Annotated in this window: 13 protein-coding genes and 2 pseudogenes; 6 read left to right on the forward strand and 9 right to left on the reverse strand. The window is 71.6% G+C overall.

The window, feature by feature from the left end; genetic code table 11:
- Window positions 1-176: 176 nt before the first annotated feature.
- The 3 genes from ACIQHQ_RS22525 to ACIQHQ_RS22535 all read right to left on the reverse strand — a co-directional run bounded on the left by ACIQHQ_RS22525 (window position 177) and on the right by ACIQHQ_RS22535 (window position 2,804).
- A complete protein-coding gene (locus tag ACIQHQ_RS22525) occupies window positions 177-1,277 on the reverse strand; it encodes a glutamate--cysteine ligase (protein ID WP_402614045.1) in 1,101 nt (366 codons plus the stop codon).
- A gap of 347 nt (window positions 1,278-1,624) precedes the next feature.
- Window positions 1,625-2,179, reverse strand: coding sequence for a phosphodiesterase (locus ACIQHQ_RS22530; protein ID WP_402614048.1), 555 nt, complete (start codon window positions 2,177-2,179; stop codon window positions 1,625-1,627).
- A 463-nt stretch (window positions 2,180-2,642) separates the two neighbouring features.
- Entirely contained in the window at window positions 2,643-2,804 is a 162-nt protein-coding gene (locus ACIQHQ_RS22535) for a hypothetical protein (RefSeq protein WP_402614051.1), read from the reverse strand.
- Window positions 2,805-3,138: 334 nt separating this feature from the next.
- Here ACIQHQ_RS22535 and ACIQHQ_RS22540 point away from each other — a divergent pair, with 334 nt between their 5' ends.
- A complete protein-coding gene (locus ACIQHQ_RS22540) occupies window positions 3,139-4,488 on the forward strand; it encodes a DEAD/DEAH box helicase (protein ID WP_402614524.1) in 1,350 nt (449 codons plus the stop codon).
- A gap of 119 nt (window positions 4,489-4,607) precedes the next feature.
- Here ACIQHQ_RS22540 and ACIQHQ_RS22545 read toward each other — a convergent pair whose 3' ends face one another.
- Window positions 4,608-6,086: a non-reducing end alpha-L-arabinofuranosidase family hydrolase gene (locus ACIQHQ_RS22545; RefSeq protein ID WP_402614054.1), complete on the reverse strand. Its 1,479-nt coding sequence runs from the start codon at window positions 6,084-6,086 to the stop codon at window positions 4,608-4,610.
- Window positions 6,087-6,832: 746 nt separating this feature from the next.
- Here ACIQHQ_RS22545 and ACIQHQ_RS22550 point away from each other — a divergent pair.
- Both ACIQHQ_RS22550 and ACIQHQ_RS22555 read left to right on the forward strand, forming a co-directional pair.
- Window positions 6,833-8,263: an endo-1,4-beta-xylanase gene (locus tag ACIQHQ_RS22550; protein ID WP_402614057.1), complete on the forward strand. Its 1,431-nt coding sequence runs from the start codon at window positions 6,833-6,835 to the stop codon at window positions 8,261-8,263.
- A gap of 97 nt (window positions 8,264-8,360) precedes the next feature.
- A complete protein-coding gene (locus ACIQHQ_RS22555) occupies window positions 8,361-9,668 on the forward strand; it encodes an RICIN domain-containing protein (protein WP_402614527.1) in 1,308 nt (435 codons plus the stop codon).
- A 128-nt stretch (window positions 9,669-9,796) separates the two neighbouring features.
- Here the strand turns inward: ACIQHQ_RS22555 and ACIQHQ_RS22560 are convergent, their stop codons facing one another.
- Entirely contained in the window at window positions 9,797-11,023 is a 1,227-nt protein-coding gene (locus tag ACIQHQ_RS22560; RefSeq protein ID WP_402614060.1) for a GAF domain-containing protein, read from the reverse strand.
- A 300-nt stretch (window positions 11,024-11,323) separates the two neighbouring features.
- On the opposite strand from ACIQHQ_RS22560, the gene ACIQHQ_RS22565 reads away from it, so the two are divergent.
- Entirely contained in the window at window positions 11,324-11,740 is a 417-nt protein-coding gene (locus ACIQHQ_RS22565) for a hypothetical protein (RefSeq protein WP_402614062.1), read from the forward strand.
- On the opposite strand, the gene ACIQHQ_RS22570 is transcribed toward ACIQHQ_RS22565, so the two are convergent.
- A complete protein-coding gene (locus ACIQHQ_RS22570; RefSeq protein ID WP_402614530.1) occupies window positions 11,706-12,194 on the reverse strand; it encodes a hypothetical protein in 489 nt (162 codons plus the stop codon). The genes ACIQHQ_RS22565 and ACIQHQ_RS22570 overlap by 35 nt on opposite strands.
- 483 nt (window positions 12,195-12,677) lie before the next feature.
- On the opposite strand from ACIQHQ_RS22570, the pseudogene ACIQHQ_RS22575 reads away from it, so the two are divergent.
- Window positions 12,678-12,934 (forward strand): annotated as a pseudogene (locus ACIQHQ_RS22575) (enolase C-terminal domain-like protein); the annotation flags it as partial.
- Window positions 12,935-13,126: 192 nt separating this feature from the next.
- On the opposite strand, the gene ACIQHQ_RS22580 reads toward ACIQHQ_RS22575, so the two are convergent.
- Entirely contained in the window at window positions 13,127-13,510 is a 384-nt protein-coding gene (locus ACIQHQ_RS22580) for a DUF5997 family protein (RefSeq protein WP_402614065.1), read from the reverse strand.
- Window positions 13,511-13,568: 58 nt separating this feature from the next.
- Between ACIQHQ_RS22580 and ACIQHQ_RS22585 the strand changes: the two genes are divergently transcribed.
- Window positions 13,569-14,336, forward strand: coding sequence for a LysR family substrate-binding domain-containing protein (locus ACIQHQ_RS22585; RefSeq protein ID WP_402614068.1), 768 nt, complete (start codon window positions 13,569-13,571; stop codon window positions 14,334-14,336).
- Between the two features lie 167 nt (window positions 14,337-14,503).
- Here ACIQHQ_RS22585 and ACIQHQ_RS22590 read toward each other — a convergent pair whose 3' ends face one another.
- Window positions 14,504-15,268: a DUF4142 domain-containing protein gene (locus tag ACIQHQ_RS22590; RefSeq protein ID WP_402614070.1), complete on the reverse strand. Its 765-nt coding sequence runs from the start codon at window positions 15,266-15,268 to the stop codon at window positions 14,504-14,506.
- A gap of 589 nt (window positions 15,269-15,857) precedes the next feature.
- Window positions 15,858-16,118: pseudogene (locus ACIQHQ_RS22595) on the reverse strand (beta-L-arabinofuranosidase domain-containing protein); the annotation flags it as partial.
- Between the last annotated feature and the right edge of the window lie 2 nt (window positions 16,119-16,120).

A 16,120-nucleotide genomic window follows, 5' to 3' on the forward strand; every position in this document is an offset into this window, starting at 1 on the left:
GTCTGCCCCGAGGCCCGCCCCGGCACCGGGCGGTTGCGGTGCTCTGTGCCGTCTTCTGGGTTCCCCGACCGTGAGCGGATAAGCCGGACGTTCACACGCTGCACCACCGGCCTCAGGAGTTTCGCACCCGCGTCGGTGACGACTCGCCCGGTCAGCGCCGTGCGGGCACCGTGCCGTCAGGGGGTGGTGCTCTCGTCGACGATCAGCTCCATGACCGCGGTGAGACCGCCTTCGGACAGTGCGGCACGCTGCCGGTCGGCGCCGGTGCCGTGGCGCAGCAGCCGGTGGACCAGGGCCGTGATCTGCCGGGTGTCACCGGCCGCGTCGAGCGCGGGAGCCACATGCCGCAGGAGCCGGCACAGCACGTCCCCGGCACGGCGTCGTTCGCCGTCGCTCGGGTCGATCAAGGTGTCGCCGAGGCCGTGCCGGGCGGCGTGCCACATGCCGGCGTGCAGCAGTTCGGGCGCGCAGTCCGCGGCGGGCGCCCGGTCGGCGGTCGCTTCCGCGAGGGCGGTCGCCACCAGGGCACGGACGATGCCGGCGCACATGACCGCCTCGTCCGCGCGCAGCTGGACGTCCATGCAGCGCACTTCGATCGTGGGGTACCGCTCGGAAAGGCGCGCCTGCCAGTACACCTGGCCGGTGTCCGAGATCAGGCCGCTGTCCACCAGGTGCTGGATCCGCCGCTCGTAGTCCGCGGCGTCACGGAAGGCCGGAGGCACACCGCCCACCGGCCACCGGTTGAAGATCATCGTGCGCCAGCTCGCGAACCCGGTGTCGTGAGCGTCCCACAGCGGAGAGTTGGCCGACATCGCCGTCAGGACCGGCAGCCACAGCCGGATACGGTTCAGGACCTCGACGCCCGCCTCCCGGCTGGGCACACCGACGTGCACGTGCATGCCGTTGATCAGCTGTTCCGCGACGAGCTGCGGTGCCTGCGCGACCATGGCCCGGTAGCGGGCGCGGTCGGTGACCGCCACGGGGTGCGTGTCGCGCAGCGGTGGCGTCCCACAGGCCGACATCCGGCACCCGTGTTCCTCGGCCGCCGCCCCGACGGCGTGCCGAAGACGCAGCAGGTGCCCGCCGACCTCGTCGAGTGTGCCGCACACCGGCGTCGCCACCTCGACCTGCGCCTGGAGCAGTTCGGACTGCACCTCCCGCTCGCCCACGCACCGGGCCTGGCCGGCCGCCATGCAGACCTTCTCCGCCTGTGGCGCCGGGAACCCCGCTATGGGGTCGACCAGCAGGTACTCCTCTTCCACGCCGACCGTCGTCATCGACCGCCCTCTGCTTCCTCGCGGCCGCGCACCGGCTCGCGATTCTCCGACGCCCATCGCGGTGCGGATCGCCTCGGCGAGGCGCCCGCCCTGGGGCTGACACCGAGTGCCGCAACCGCTTCATCACAAACCCCACACGGTTGAGGAGGTGCGGCGCCGATGGTGCGAAGTCGAGGCCGGGCGCTTCACCCGGGGCGTGTGCGGTCGAGGCGTACGGCAGGCCCGTGAGGACCGGGGCGTCGGCGGTGAAGGGGGCCCGGCACCCGGGCAGGCCGCTGCGCGGCCCGGTCGAAACGCACGGTCCGTCCGGTCGGCAGCGGGCGCAGGTGTGCTGAAACCCTGCCTGATCAGCCGCGCGCACGGCCCGCCCGGGAGCCCCGGTAGGCGGCGCGGCGGGTCCTGGCCAGGGCACTGCCGGGGGTGAATCCGGGCACGCTGTGCGCATAGATGTCGAAATCCGGGCCTTCGTGCCGGCGCAGCGGCAAGGGCGCGCGGACCGTGAGGACGGCGAACGGACGCCGGGGCCGGTCGGAGGACTCGGCGCACAGGTCGAACAGGAGCGGTCCGCTCGCCAGGGCCCGCTTCAGACTCGCCGGGTCGCCGTGCACCGGCGCCCGCCCGGAACGGCGTGGAAAGGCGGTCAGGACGCCGCGGCGGCCGCCGACCCGGTAGGGGAGCAGGCTGGAGTACGGGCCACCCAGCGCGTCGGCGCGGGGCAGTGGCAGATGTCTGGTGATCCTGCCTCGGCCGCTGCTGGTCAGGAGCAGGTCGAGAGGGCGGTCGACACCGTCGGCGTGCTGCACGCGCACGGCGAGACCCAGCCCGTCGGGCAGCCGCCCGGGCAGGCCCGCCGCTCGTGAGAGACGGACTGTGGCGGCGTACGTCCGGGTGCGTCCAGCCACGGCACGTCCCAGGGTGTGCCCCCGACCGTGACCTCCAGATCGGCCGAGCACGTCAGCCCGTGGGGATGCAGCGCAGGGGCCGCGCGGAGCGTGGCCAGGCGACGGAAGCCGGCTTCGACCGTGGCGATCGCCCAGGATCCTGGCGGTGCGCGTCGCCGCCGCTCGGCGGTGGCCGGCGCGTCAGGAGGTGCCGGCGCGACCGTCGCGGGCCGGACCGTCCGCTCTTCCATCGCTCTGCTCCTCGCTGTCATCGAGCATCGGTGCCCTTCCACCCCGCCGTCGCTTCCCGGAGTCCCGGAGTCCCGGAGTCCCGGAGCGCAGGCGCGGGCGCGGCGCGGGCCTCGATCGTCTTCAGCCGACCACGCATGCGGCACCCGCGGGGCGGGCTGGTCGTGGACCGGTCCTCGCAGCAGGCAGGGACCGGGTCCACGGCCGACGCCGCGGTCGATGACCCGAGCCGGGGTCATCCGGTGTCTTCACCGGAGGGCTCCTGCGCGTCGGCGGGCTCGCTGCCGCCGGACGCGTCCGGCTCCGGACGTCCTTCCTCCTCCGGATGGACGTCCCGTTCACCGGTTTCCCGCTCCAGGGGGGAATCCGGCTCGCGTTCGGCTTCAGGGCTGCTCATGGTGCCTCCTCCGCGCCGTGGGGAACGGGTCTCCCGACTTCCCCTGTACCGGGGAGCGGAAACGGCGGACCGAGGCCCCCGGGAGCGCGTGGGGTAGGTCGTCCCCCGGCCGAGCGGCACGACCATGGCGGGCCCGGACGGCGAGCCCGTGCTAGCCTCGGCTGTTTGCATCGTCGGGTGCTCCGTGCGGTGCCCCTGGCTGGTGACCGCGTCCCGGCCGCGCCCTCCTCGGTACGGTCCCTTCGGAGGAAGGCTTTCTGTGAGCAGTGAATCAGCACGCGCCGATGCCCGGCGGCAGGACGATGCGGCCGAGGCGGCAGGCGCCGCTTCGGGGCTGCCCACAGCGACATCCTTCGCGCAGCTGGGGCTGCCGGCCGCGGTCCTGCGGGCGCTCGACGAGCACGGTGTGACGGTGCCCTTCCCCATCCAGGCGGCGGCGCTGCCGAACGCGCTCGCCGGTCGGGACGTCCTGGGCCGGGGCCGCACCGGTTCCGGCAAGACGCTCGCCTTCGGCCTGGGGATGCTCGTCCGGACATCAGGCCGGCGCGCGCAGCCCAAAGAGCCGCTGGCGCTCGTGCTGGTGCCCACCCGGGAGCTGGCGCAGCAGGTCGCAGAGGCGCTCACCCCGTACGCCGAGGCGCTGCGGCTGCGGCTGGCGACCGTGGTGGGCGGCGTGTCCATCGGACGGCAGGCCGCCGTGCTGCGGGACGGCGCCGAGATCGTCATCGCCACGCCCGGCCGGCTGCACGACCTCATCGCGCGCAGGGACTGCCGCCTGGGACGGGTGCGCATCACGGTCCTGGACGAGGCCGACCAGATGTGTGACCTGGGGTTCCTGCCGCAGGTCACCGAGATCCTGGACCAGGTGCGTTCGGACGGGCAGCGGATGCTGTTCTCCGCCACCCTCGACCGGGACGTCGACGAGCTGGTGCAGCGCTACCTGCGCGATCCGGCCGTCCATTCCGTCGACCCCTCGTCGAGCGCCGGGTCCGCGATCGAGCACCACGTCTTCGTCGTGCACGGCCCGGACCGGTACGCGGTGACCACGGAGATCGCCGCCCGGGACGGCCGCGTCCTGCTGTTCCTGGATTCCAAGCACGGCGTCGACCAGCTCACACGGCATCTGCGGGCCAACGGGGTGGCCGCCGCCGCCCTGCACAGCGGCAAGTCCCAGCCGCAGCGCACCCGGACCCTCGCCCAGTTCAGGAACGGGCAGGTCACCTCACTGGTGGCGACGAACGTCGCCGCACGCGGTCTGCACGTCGACGACCTCGACCTCGTGGTCAACGTCGACCCGGCCACCGACCCGAAGGACTACCTGCACCGCGCGGGCCGCACGGCTCGGGCCGGCCGCTCCGGCACTGTCGTGACCCTCGTCCTGTCGGGACAGCGCCGCGAGACGAGCCAGGTCATGGCGGACGCCGATGTCGCTCCCAAGGTCACCAAAGTGCGCTCCGGCGAGGCGGAGTTGAGCCGGATCACCGGTGCCAGGACCCCCTCAGGGGAGCCTCTCGACGGCGGGCCGGCCGTATCCCGCCCCAAGAATCACAACGCCCCGTTCCGCGGCCTGGGCAGCGCCAAGGACACGAAGAGCGGCTCCGGCGGCAGGCCGTCCCGCAAGAGCAGCGAGGCCCGCAAGCTGGCGGAGGCCCGCAAGGCGGCCCGCGTGCGGCGCGGCGGCTGAGACCCGGCTCGCCCCGTCGCCGTATGAGCGCCGACATCGGTACGTGACCAGGGCGGGCTCGGCCTTCCGCCGAGCCCGCCACACCGGCTCCCTGCCGGAGCCGGGCTGGTGTCACGCCGTCAGCGCCGCAGGGTCAGCAGACCCGGGCGGTAGGGCCATTGGCCGTAGTCGCCACCGGAGTTGGGGTTGCGTCCCTGGTAGAGGAACTGCAGGTTGCAGGGATCGACGGTGAAGGTCTGGTCGGCGCTGGTGCGGATCAGTTCGCCGTGGCTGATGTCGTTGGTCCAGGTGGCGCCGCTGTTGGCCTTCCCGGCGAAGGGGTTGCTCTCGGTCGCGGCCTGGGGTGTCCATGAGCCGTTCAGGCTCGTGGCCGTGAACGAGCGGAAGTAGCGGCCCTGCGCGCCCCTCGCCTCGACGATCATGAGGTAGCGGTTCTGGCCCTGGAGCTTGTAGACCTGCGGGGCTTCGAACAGGTTGTCCGCCGTATCGCTCATGATCGTTGTGTAGGTCGAGCCGAAACTGCTCGGGAAGTTCCCGATCGGCATGCTGGCCCGGTAGATCTTGCCGTTGTCACCGGCGAAGAACAGGTACATGTTCTGGTCGTCAGCGATGAGCGTCTGGTCGATGGGGCCGGTGCCGGAGCCGGTGATGCTCCCGGAGAAGAGCACCTTCTGTGCCGACCAGCCGTTGGGGTTGGTGGGGTCGCTCGACGTGCGGTAGGAGAAGGCGCTCCCTCCGCCCCACTGGTAGGCGAGCACCCAGATGTTCTTCGGCGCGAAGTAGAAGAGCGTGGGCGCGACGGTGGAGGCCGACATCGTGTTCTGGCTGGCCGAGGCCATCTCCGACCAGTTGGTGAACAGGCCGAAGTTCATGGAACCCCAGCCCACTCCCGTTCCCGCGGCGCCGTGCGTCGTCGCGTAGACGAGGTGCTTGCCGTTGTAGGGGGCGACGGTGAAGTCCTTGAGCGAGGCCCACCCGGCCTTGGGCTGCGCCAGCGCGCCCGTCGACGTCCAGCGGTATGTCGAGGGAAGAGCGCACGGGCCGGGGTTGTCGGCGCCGACCTTGACCAGCTGCCACTGCTGGTTGGTGCCGCCCCAGTCGTCGTACTGGACGATGTTCGCGTTGTCGGCGGTGGAGCCGCCCTGGACTTCCAGGGCCTTGTTGCTGTGGCGCGAAACGAGCCGTACGTAGCCGTCCGAGCTGTCGGCCAGCCGCCACTGCTGGTTCGTGGCGTTCAGGTCGGTCCACTGGACGATCGATCCGCCGTTCGCGGTGGACCAGTTGTGGACGTCCAGCACCTTGCCCGAGAGGCGGGACTTGATGCGGTAGTAGCCACCGCCCGAGTCGACGAACTGCCACTGCTGCTGGCTCTGGTCGTTCCTGGTCCACTGGGTGATGCGAGCACCGTCGCCGGTCGCCATGTTGTAGACGTCCAGGGCTTTGCCGCTATTGCGGTTGACCAGCACGTATGAAGCGTTGGGGTCCACGGTCGCCGCGGCGGCGGGCTGGGCGCCGAGGAACGTGGCCACGAGCAACAAGGGCGAGAGGATGGCGAGTAAGCGTCTTGGGCGGACCGGGGACGGGTGGCGAAACCACATCGGAGGGCCTCCTTTGGGGGTGGGGTGAGGTGACCCGATGAATCTCGGAGCGGACCTGCCGGGGGGTGGGAATCTCGAAACTTTCGAGGAATTCCCGAATGCCGTGACGCCACAAGCTAGGAATAGGGCGCTCTCGGGTCAAGGCCTGTCGCCGATCTGTCCACAAACAGCGCCTCCCCCTCGGGCCTGACGCGCCGACGCGCCGACCGGAAACTTCCGGAGTGCGCAGGCTCGTCCCGGCCCAGGCCCCACGGCGTCAGCCGACCGCGACGTCGGCGGTTCGCCTTCCGCTCGCCGGGGTCTCCAGAAAGTTTCGGGCGGGAAAGCGAAACTTCTTCTGTGAGGAGTATTGACGATTCATCGTCAACAGCTCAATCATCCCTGTCTGAGAACCGGCCCAGTTCGAGAGGCCGAACCCGGCCCTGGGCAATCCGTGCCGCACGGCGGATCCACGCACAGCCGCACGACGGATCCGCGCACCACAGCACCCGCGTCACCCCCTTTCGCTCCGGTGAGGTTCGCACCAGCGCATCCTGGCTCTTCGCGCAGTTGGAGAGGTGCGCGACGCCGCGCGGCGGTCCCCCGGCCGAGCCGCGATGGAGTACCCCATGCCTGTGCCGAAACGCCGCCCGCCGCCCGCGTACTGCCCGGGTTCCGGCCCGCCGCGTCCGTCTGCCGACTGGGGGCGGACGACACGTTCCCCCGCGCTTCAGCCCTTCCGTGATACCGACCTTGGAGGCACAGCCATGGGCTCGTATGCCCTTCCCAGACCTGTTGTCCGCCGGAAGACCCGCGGCCTGCTGCCGGCGCTGGTCGTCGGCGTCCTCGCTATGGTCGCCGCACTGGTGGCGCCGCCGCCCGCACACGCCGCCGAGAACACCCTCGGCGCCGCGGCGGCGCAGAGCGGCCGCTACTTCGGCACCGCCATCGCCTCGGGCCGGCTGGGCGATTCGACGTACACGACGATCGCGAGCCGTGAGTTCAACTCGGTGACGGCCGAGAACGAGATGAAGATCGACGCCACCGAACCGCAGCGGGGCCAGTTCAACTTCACCGCCGCTGACCGCGTCTACAACTGGGCGGTGCAGAACGGCAAGCAGGTGCGCGGCCACACCCTGGCCTGGCACTCGCAGCAGCCCGGCTGGATGCAGAGCCTCAGCGGCAGCACGCTGCGCCAGGCGATGATCAACCACATCAACGGCGTGATGGCCCACTACAAGGGCAAGATCGCCCAGTGGGACGTCGTGAACGAGGCCTTCGCCGACGGCAGTTCGGGAGCCCGGCGCGACTCCAACCTGCAACGCACCGGCAATGACTGGATCGAGGTCGCCTTCCGCACCGCGCGCGCCGCCGACCCGGCCGCCAAGCTCTGCTACAACGACTACAACGTCGAGGACTGGACCTGGGCCAAGACCCAGGCCATGTACGCCATGGTCCGGGACTTCAAGCAGCGCGGCGTGCCGATCGACTGCGTCGGCTTCCAGTCGCACTTCAACAGCGGCAGCCCCTACAACAGCAACTTCCGCACCACCCTGCGCAACTTCGCCGCCCTCGGCGTCGACGTGGCCATCACCGAACTCGACATCCAGGGCGCCCCGGCCACGACCTACGCCAACGTGACCAACGACTGCCTGGCCGTCCCGCGCTGCCTGGGCATCACCGTCTGGGGTGTGCGCGACTCCGACTCCTGGCGACCGGAGCACACGCCGCTGCTGTTCAACGGCAACGGCAGCAAGAAGCCCGCCTACACCGCCGTCCTCAACGCGCTCAACGGCGGCTCCACGACGCCCCCTTCGGAATCCGGAACGATCAGGAACGCCGCTTCGGGCCGCTGCCTGGACGTGCCGGGCACCAGCACCACCGACGGCACCCAGCTCCACCTGTGGGACTGCCACAACGGCACCAACCAGCAGTGGACGTACACCTCCGCCGGTGAGCTCAGGGTCTACGGCAACAAGTGCCTGGACGCCGCCGGCACCGGCAACGGCGCCAAAGTCCAGATCTACGGCTGCTGGGGCGGCGACAACCAGAAATGGCGCCTCAACTCCGATGGATCCATCGTCGGCGTCCAGTCCGGCCTCTGCCTCGACGCCGTCGCAGGCGGGACCGCCAACGGCACCCTGGTCCAGCTCTACTCCTGCTCGAACGGCAGTAACCAACGCTGGACCCGCACCTGATGGGACCCGCAGACGAAAGGGTGAATCGATGAAGACGTACGGTGCGGCTTCCTCCGCCCCGCCACGCAGAGATCGCTGGTGGTCCCGGGTCGCCGCCGTGGTGGCTGCGACCCTCGCGATCGGCATGCTCTCCGCGGTGAATCCGGCGCCCGCCGAGGCGGCGACCGTGGACACCAATGCCTGGTATGTCCTGGTCAACCGCAACAGCGGCAAGGCGCTGGACGTCTCCGGCACGTCCACCGCCGACGGCGCGCGGGTCAGCCAGTGGACGCGCAACGACGGAGCCGCCAACCAGCAGTGGCAGTTCGTGGACTCCGGCGGCGGCTTCTACCGCCTCAAGGCCCGGCATTCGGGCAAGGTTCTCGACGTGGCCGGCGCCTCGACCGCAGACGGTGCCGCGATCCAGCAGTGGGCCGACCACAACGGGGCCAACCAGCAGTTCCGCCTGGCCGACTCCGAGGCGGGCCACGTCCGGCTGATCAACCGCACCAGCAACAAGGCGGTGGAGGTGCAGGGCGCCTCCACCGCCGACGGCGGCAACGTCGTCCAGTACTCCGACTGGGGCGGCACCAATCAGCAATGGCAGATGATCAAGCTGTCGTCCGGTGGAGGCGGCGGCGGATGCGGCAGCGCCCCGACTCTGGCGAGCGGTACGCACACGATCCAGAGCGGCGGCAAGAGCCGCAGCTTCATCCTCAGGGTTCCCGCCAACTACGACAACAGCCGCCCCTACCGGCTGATCTTCGCGTTCCACTGGCGGGGCGGGACCGCCGGCGACGTCGCCTCGGGTGGCACGAGCGGGGCCGCCTGGTCCTACTACGGCCAACAGGAACAGTCGAACAACGGCGCGATCCTCGTCGCCCCCCAGGGCCTCGGCAACGGCTGGGCGAATTCGGGCGGTGAGGACGTCACCTTCGTCGACGACATGATCCGGCGCATCGAGGGCGGCCTCTGTGTCAACCCGGCACAGCGTTTCGCCACGGGATTCAGCTGGGGCGGCGGTATGAGCTACGCACTCGCATGCAGCCGGGCGAACGTCTTCAGGGCCGTAGCGGTCATCTCCGGCGCTCAGATCAGCGGGTGCAGCGGCGGCAACCAGCCCATCGCCTACCTCGGAATCCACGGCATCAGCGACAACGTCCTCAACATCGGGCAAGGCCGGTCCCTGCGCGACAGATTCGTCAGCAACAACGGCTGCACCCCCCAGAGCCCGCGCGAGCCCGCGCCGGGCAGCCGAACGCACATCACCACCGCCTACTCGGGCTGCCGTGCCGGATACCCGGTCCGATGGGCCGCGTTCGACGGAGGCCACATACCCGGTCCGGTCGACGGCTCCGGAGGCGAAAGCGGCGTCACCACCTGGACCAAGGCAGAGATCTGGAGGTTCTTCGCACAGTTCCAGTAACACCCCCCCCGCACCACGGAGGGCAGCCGGAGCCATCCCGGCTCCCTCCGTGGACGGCTGTCCGAGGCTCTAGAAGAAACCCAGCCTCTTCGCCGAGTACGACACCAGCAGGTTCTTCGTCCGGTCCGTCAGTCCCAGTCCCGCAGCGCCGTCGTCAGCCGGCCCGCCACGATCGCGCGGCGCGTGTCGTCCGGGCCGAGCAGACGCAGCGCGTGCTCGTGGATCTCCGCGTCGTAAGGGGCCCGTTCGCCGTACCGCAGGGCGTGCTCGGGGCGAGTGCTCGCCAGCACCGCCTGCCGTACCGCCACGTCGAGGCGGGTGCGCCACTCCTCGATGCCGGGTGCCTCGGAGCGGGGCAGGAGCGGACCGCCGTAGCGGCGCAGGGCGGTGTGGGTGTCGCCCTGCTCCAGTGCGCGCAGGACGTCGGCGGCGTCGCAGGACACGGGGGCGGTGAGGGCGTAGTGACGGGGGGAGATCGCGCCGCCCAGCGCCCGGCGCAGGTGGGAGATCTCCGCCTTGAAGGTGGACGAGGTGACCGGCCGGTCGCCGTACAGGGCGGCGCGCAGCCGCTCCGGGGTGAAGCCCTCGGGTTCGAGCGCGAGGAGGGTGAGGATCTCCAGCTGGCGGGGGCGCAGCCGGAGGGAACGTCCTTCGTGCACGGCGTGTTCGGAGCCCAGACACGTGAGCCGGAGCGGGCCCGGACGGGGAGCCTCCGTCGTCAGGCGGGCCTCGATCGTCGCCACCAGTGTGCGGACGGTGGACATGGCCAGGGGATGCGAGCGGTCCCAGGTCGTGGACAGGTCCAGAACGCCGAGGACACGACCGTCCCGGTCGTGCACGGGGGCGCAGTAGCAGACCCAGCCGTGCAGGGCCGACACCAGGTGCTCCGCGGAGAACACGGAACTCGGGCGGCCGGTGCGCAGGGCGAGGGACAGCGCGTTCGTCCCCATGGCCTGCTCGTCCCAGCGGCCGCCCGGCGCGAAGTTGACCCGCTCGGCCAGGCGGCGCATGCCCGGACCGCCGCAGGTCCACAGGATCGTGCCGGACTCGTCGGTGACCGCGGTGACGAACCCGGCGTCCTCGCCGATGCTGTGCAGCTCCCCGGCGAGTGCGGACACCGGCCCGTACAGCGGTGAGGCCGTCCAGCGCTGGTGCACCCGGCCGTCGTCGGTGAGCGGGGCGCTGTCCCGGCCCGGGTCCACACTGCCCAGCGAACGCGCCCAGGACTCGGTCACCTCGTGGCGCAGCGCCGCGGTGCCCGGCCGCGCGCCCGGGACGGTCAGCCGCGGCACCCAGCGTGACCACTCGTGCTCCAGCACGGCCCTGCGCTGCCGGAGGTCGGGGCGCTGCGACATGGCCTCTCCCTGCCGTCGTACCGGTTTCTCGACGTCAGGTCAGTGTTACCGGATGCGCCTGCCCCGGTCGAGGATTCCGTCCGGCCCGGGAACGACGTTCCGCAGGGCGGGGCCGAGGGCGGCGGGATGGTCTGGAAGTGACGGGTCGGCCTGGAACCGTCCTCTGCTCTGAACGGGCGACCGCCTGACTGGATGTTTGTCCGGTATCCGCGTGCCGCCGTACGGGTGACGGGTTCACTCGACCCGACGGACGCGGCCCGGCCCGCGTACCACCGGTGCGCGGGGCCGCGTTTGCCCGGCATGGACAGCACGGAGACGGTGCGGCGCCTTCCCGGGAGCGACGCCGCGCCCCGCTCGTACGCCGAACTCACCAGCGGATACGCGGGACATCCGCCGATCTACGCGGCCCTGCTCGCCGAGTGGGAGGCCCGGGGGCACACCGTCCCGGAGCACCGCGACGGCCAGTGGGTCTCCTTCGCGGCGCCGGCCGAGAGCGAGACGTGGACCACCGTCACCTCGTGGACCGCCGGCCGGCACATGAGTCCTGTCGCCGCCGCCCCGCACCCGGCCGCCGCTCCCCAGCCGGCTGCCGGCCGGCACCCGGGGGCGGCCGCTCCCGCCGGTACCCGCCCTGCCCCCGGCCGCCCCCCGGGGGCGGCGGCACCCTCGTCCGGCGCCCGCCTCACCAGCCGTCCCTCACCACCGGCTCCGCGCTGACCGGCGTCAGCACCGCGAGGGTGCCGCTGGCCTCCCGCAGGGCCGCTTCGAGGGTGCCGGGCGTGTGCAGGGCGCCGGTTCCGTCCGGCGGGACGAGCCACTCCAGACGCCCGGCGGGCCGGTACGGCGGAGGAACGGCGACCCAGGAACCCCGCCCGACGTGCCGTACCCCGAAGCCGATCCACTCGCTGACGGGATCCGGCGGAAGGAAGAACCCCACTCTTCGCGCGGCGCAATCCACCAGGGTGGGGCCCGGCACCTTGAGCGGGTCGCGCCACAGGATGTCCAGTGCGAGGAGGCCGAGCCGGTCGGGAACGCTGAGGACGTCCCAGTACCGCCCGGCCTCCACCAGTGCCGTCCCCGTGCCGTAGTCCCACTCACGCTTGCACTCCTGGGGGTCCGTGGCGGCCGCGGCGAGCCACTCGACGGCTTGCTTCCACATGACGCTCTGCATGGCCACCCCAAGCACAGTCGGCGGCGCCGCGGTCTGGCGCACGGGACACGAGCCGGTGACCCGCGGGGTTCCGCGCGCCGCCCGGCCGTTGTCATGGTCGTAGATATTTCTACGCCCCGGAAGGGGTGGCGTGGCCTGGCGTTTTGGGACGGGCCCCTCCCGGTCGAATCAGGGCAATCGAAGGTGCCGTCCCGTAACGCTGCGGTCAACTTCGCGCAGGTCCGGCCGCGCTACGGGCTCGGTCACCCGGGGGAGTGCGCCCCTCCGCCGGGAGGGGCGCACGGATGTCACCGGCGGGGAAGCCTCGGCTCGTAGTCCGGCTGAACCGCCGCATGCAGCCGGTGTCGTCCCGGCTGCGCAGCCCGGAATCGACGTACCGCCGGTGCAGCCGCTCCGGTCGGTCGTGGTCGAGTTCGACGCCCGGCCCCGGTCCGGCCGGCACCTCGACCCCTCCGTCGGCGCTGCTCCGGCACGCCCGGCTGGTGTGTGATCGCCGGGGAGCACCTCAGGCCCGCCGTCGAGCAGGACGCGATCCAGGTGCTGTTCACCGACCACCACCACGGGGGGCGGGCTGCGCCACACCCGCGAACCGGCCATCGGGTGCGAGGCGTTCGGACTGGCCCCGTCGATGCACTCCACCTCGCATCTGGGCATCAGCCTGAGCGATGCCCCACGTCGCCGCGGCCGTCCCCCGCCTCGACCACTCCTGCGACACGCACTACCCGGGGAACGCCGCCGACGGCTGGTGTCCTCGATGCCGTCCTTGAGGCCGACGACCCGGGACAGGCCGGCGTTCTCCGCGGCCGTCTCGGCGGCGAGCCCGCGTGAGGCCCAGGAACACGGGGAAACAGCACGGCCCCCACCGGATGATCCGGTGGGGGCCGTGCGAAAGGGAGGTGCGAAGAGGAGGTTCGAAATGGAGGGTGATCAGGTCAGTCCTGACGCTCGGCGTTCTTCTTCTTGATCCGGGCGGCTTCCTTGCGGACCTCCGCCTGGGTGGCGCGCTCCCGCTCCAGCCACTCGGGGCTCTCCTGCTTCAGCGCCTCGATCTGCTCGGTGGTGAGGGGCTCGGTGACACCCGCGCGGGCGAGTCCCGCGATGGAGACACCGAGCTTCGCGGCCACGACCGGCCGGGGGTGCGGGCCGTTGAGCCGCAGGTCCTGCAGCCATTGCGGCGGATTCGCCTGGAGCTCGTTCAGCTCGGCGCGCGAGACGACACCCTCCCGGAATTCGGCGGGGGTGGCCTCGAGGTACACACCCAGCTTCTTCGCCGCGGTCGCGGGCTTCATCGTCTGGGTGCTCTGGTGCGACGTCATGCCGTCCAGCGTATCGAGCGTGTGCACGATGGCCGACCACGCCCGGTAACCTGGCGAGGTGACAGGCTCGGATGCAACCCCCTCGTTCCGGCTCGCCTACGTCCCCGGGGTGATGCCCGACAAATGGGTGCGCGTCTGGAACGAGCGGCAGCCCGATGTCCCGCTGATCCTCACGCAGGTGCCCGCCGGAGCGGCCGCCGAACTGCTGCTGGACGGGGACGCCGACGCGGGACTTCTCCGCACACCCGTGGACCGGACGGCCTTCGGCGCGATCCCCCTCTACACCGAGCAGACGGTCGTCCTGGTGCCCAAGGACCACCTGGTCACGGCCGTCGACGAGGTGGCGCCGGACGACCTGGCCGACGACGTCGTGCTGCACCCCCTCGACGACGTCCTCGACTGGGACAGCCTGCCCGGGCGGCCCGCCCTGGAGCGGCCCGCCACCACGGCCGACGCGGTCGAGCTGGTCGCGGCGGGCATCGGCGTCCTCGTCGTCCCTCTGTCGCTCGCCCGCCTGCACCACCGCAAGGACCTCACCCACCGGCCCCTCAGGGACGCCCCCGAGTCGAGTGTGGCCCTCGCCTGGCCCGAGGACGCCAAGACGGACGAAGTCGAGGACTTCATCGGCATCGTCCGCGGCCGCACGGTCAACAGCACCCGGGGGCGTCAGCAGCCTTCGGCGCGGGGGGAATCCACCGGTGCGGACCGGGGCGGCGCCCGGCGCAAGCCGGTGTCCGGCAAGTCGGCGGGGGCGAAGCGCACCGGGAGGAGCGGAAGCGGCGCGCCCAAGGGCAACAGGCGCGGCAAGCCGCGCCGGCGTTCGTAGTACCGGGCCGACCGTCACCGTGGCGCCGACACCGGCCGTCGTGCGTGCGGCCCGGGGCAGGCGTCGTGCGTGCGGCCCGGGGCAGGCGTCGTGCGTGCGGCCCGGGCCAGCCGTCGTTCGCGGGTGTGGGGCCGGCGGACGGACCGCGGCCCCGCACCCGTACCCGCTCAGCTTGCCGACGGGGACGGCGCCGGCGCTCCAAAGGACGGATTGGGGGCGACCGTCTGGAAGTCCTTCAGGTCTTCGGGGACCGGCAGCACGCGGACCGGCGCACCCTGCTGCGGCGGCGGCGGTGTCGTCTGCTCCTGGGGCAGCTTGGGCGGGGAGGTGATCTGGAAGCTGACCTGCTCCTGGTTGATCAGGCCGGTCTGCTCCAGGACCGTGATGTGGTCGAGAACGGTGTCGTTGGTCGTGTCGGCGAGCTCCCGCACGAGGCTGTTCCGGGTGGTCGCCCGGATCTTGGCGATCGCCGGGAAGATGCCCCCGTGCGCGACGCGCATGATGGTCACGGCCGTGGACTCGAACTCCTTGCCGGTGCTGCCTTCGGCCGTCGCCACGAACTGCTGCTGCTGCGGCGACGGCTCGTTCGGCAGGGTGATGCCCAGGTCCGTGGAGACCTTGCGGCAGCCCGCGTCGAGCCGGCCGTGACCCACGAGCAGGTGCTTGGCGACTTCCTGCATCTCCGGCGACGAGCTCCGCTGCTTGATCAGTTGCCCCAGCGGGTACTCCCACAGGCCGGCCGCGCGCACGCGCACCACGAAGTCGCGGTCCGCCTCGGTCAGCGGGCCCCACTGGGTGTTGGCGATGATGCGGTCCTGGCCGGAAGCCGCGTTCTGCACGCCCAGCATGCTCGGGTAGGCGAGCGCGGTGAGCGTAAGGATCAACGCACCGCCCACGAACGCGGTTCCTGCCGTGCTGCGCGAGATGCGCATCGTGCCTCCTGGGATATGAACGGCCCAACACCAAGAGGTACGGATGCCAGGGGCGAAACAATCACCTCTGCCGTAAAAAAGTTCGGTCGTCTCCGGCGCTCGCCCGGACGCCGGACCCGATCCCTCCGACGGGTGCTCAGGGCTTGTACGACGCCGCTGCCGCCGTCGCCACCACCGTCTCCCCGTCCGCCCTGCCCAGCAGGCGGGCCGTCACCCACGCGGACACCGTGGACCGTACCCGCGCCACCAGCGCCCCCCTTGCCCGGGAAGGGCGCCCCGGCCCCGATCTCTTCCAGGAGCGTGGTCCCGTCGGACTTCGCCGGTTGGCGTCGCCCGGGTCCCGGCCGCCGAACACGAGCTTCGGCTCGACGCGCCGGAAGTGGGCGTGCGTCGGCTCCTCCGTCCCCTCGGAGAACGGCGCCCACGCGGTCCCGTCCAGAGGGAAGTGCAGCGGTGCGTCCGGCACCGGGTGTGGGGGACGGAGACGGATCGCCGGACAGACCGGCGTCGCGGTACAACCCCACCTTCTGTACAGGGCCCGCTCGTATGGTCCATGTCCTCGGGGTCCCTGCTCGTGGACGAACAGGGTGCGGCTCGGCTTGAGCATGTCGTACGCGCAGGTCTCGGCGGTGGCACCACCGATCGTGCCCGCGATCATGTCCCGGGCCTTCAGGAACTCGCCCGTGCTGGTGCCGCCGATACCGTACATGCGGTGCGGGACGACCATGTCCCAGAAGTTCTCGCCGAGGTGAGGCACGGCTCCTCGCCCGACAGCCGCACGGAGCCGGTGAAGATCGGGATGTGCTGGCCGGCGTGCAGCCCGTCCAGGATGTCGGTGTTCGCCGCGCACGC

The sequence above is a fragment of the Streptomyces sp. NPDC092370 genome, assembly GCF_044755265.1.
Taxonomy (GTDB): Bacteria; Actinomycetota; Actinomycetes; order Streptomycetales; family Streptomycetaceae; genus Streptomyces.

Excerpts from the sequence above, each read along its gene's own strand:
- ACIQHQ_RS22550 (WP_402614057.1), top strand. The coding sequence starts at position 6,833 with ATGGGCTCGTATGCCCTTCCCAGACCTGTTGTCCGCCGGAAGACCCGC.
- ACIQHQ_RS22565 (WP_402614062.1), top strand. The coding sequence starts at position 11,324 with ATGGACAGCACGGAGACGGTGCGGCGCCTTCCCGGGAGCGACGCCGCG.
- ACIQHQ_RS22590 (WP_402614070.1), bottom strand. The coding sequence starts at position 15,268 with ATGCGCATCTCGCGCAGCACGGCAGGAACCGCGTTCGTGGGCGGTGCG.
- ACIQHQ_RS22560 (WP_402614060.1), bottom strand. The coding sequence starts at position 11,023 with ATGTCGCAGCGCCCCGACCTCCGGCAGCGCAGGGCCGTGCTGGAGCAC.
- ACIQHQ_RS22525 (WP_402614045.1), bottom strand. The coding sequence starts at position 1,277 with ATGACGACGGTCGGCGTGGAAGAGGAGTACCTGCTGGTCGACCCCATA.
- ACIQHQ_RS22535 (WP_402614051.1), bottom strand. The coding sequence starts at position 2,804 with ATGAGCAGCCCTGAAGCCGAACGCGAGCCGGATTCCCCCCTGGAGCGG.
- ACIQHQ_RS22580 (WP_402614065.1), bottom strand. The coding sequence starts at position 13,510 with ATGACGTCGCACCAGAGCACCCAGACGATGAAGCCCGCGACCGCGGCG.
- ACIQHQ_RS22545 (WP_402614054.1), bottom strand. The coding sequence starts at position 6,086 with ATGTGGTTTCGCCACCCGTCCCCGGTCCGCCCAAGACGCTTACTCGCC.
- ACIQHQ_RS22570 (WP_402614530.1), bottom strand. The coding sequence starts at position 12,194 with ATGCAGAGCGTCATGTGGAAGCAAGCCGTCGAGTGGCTCGCCGCGGCC.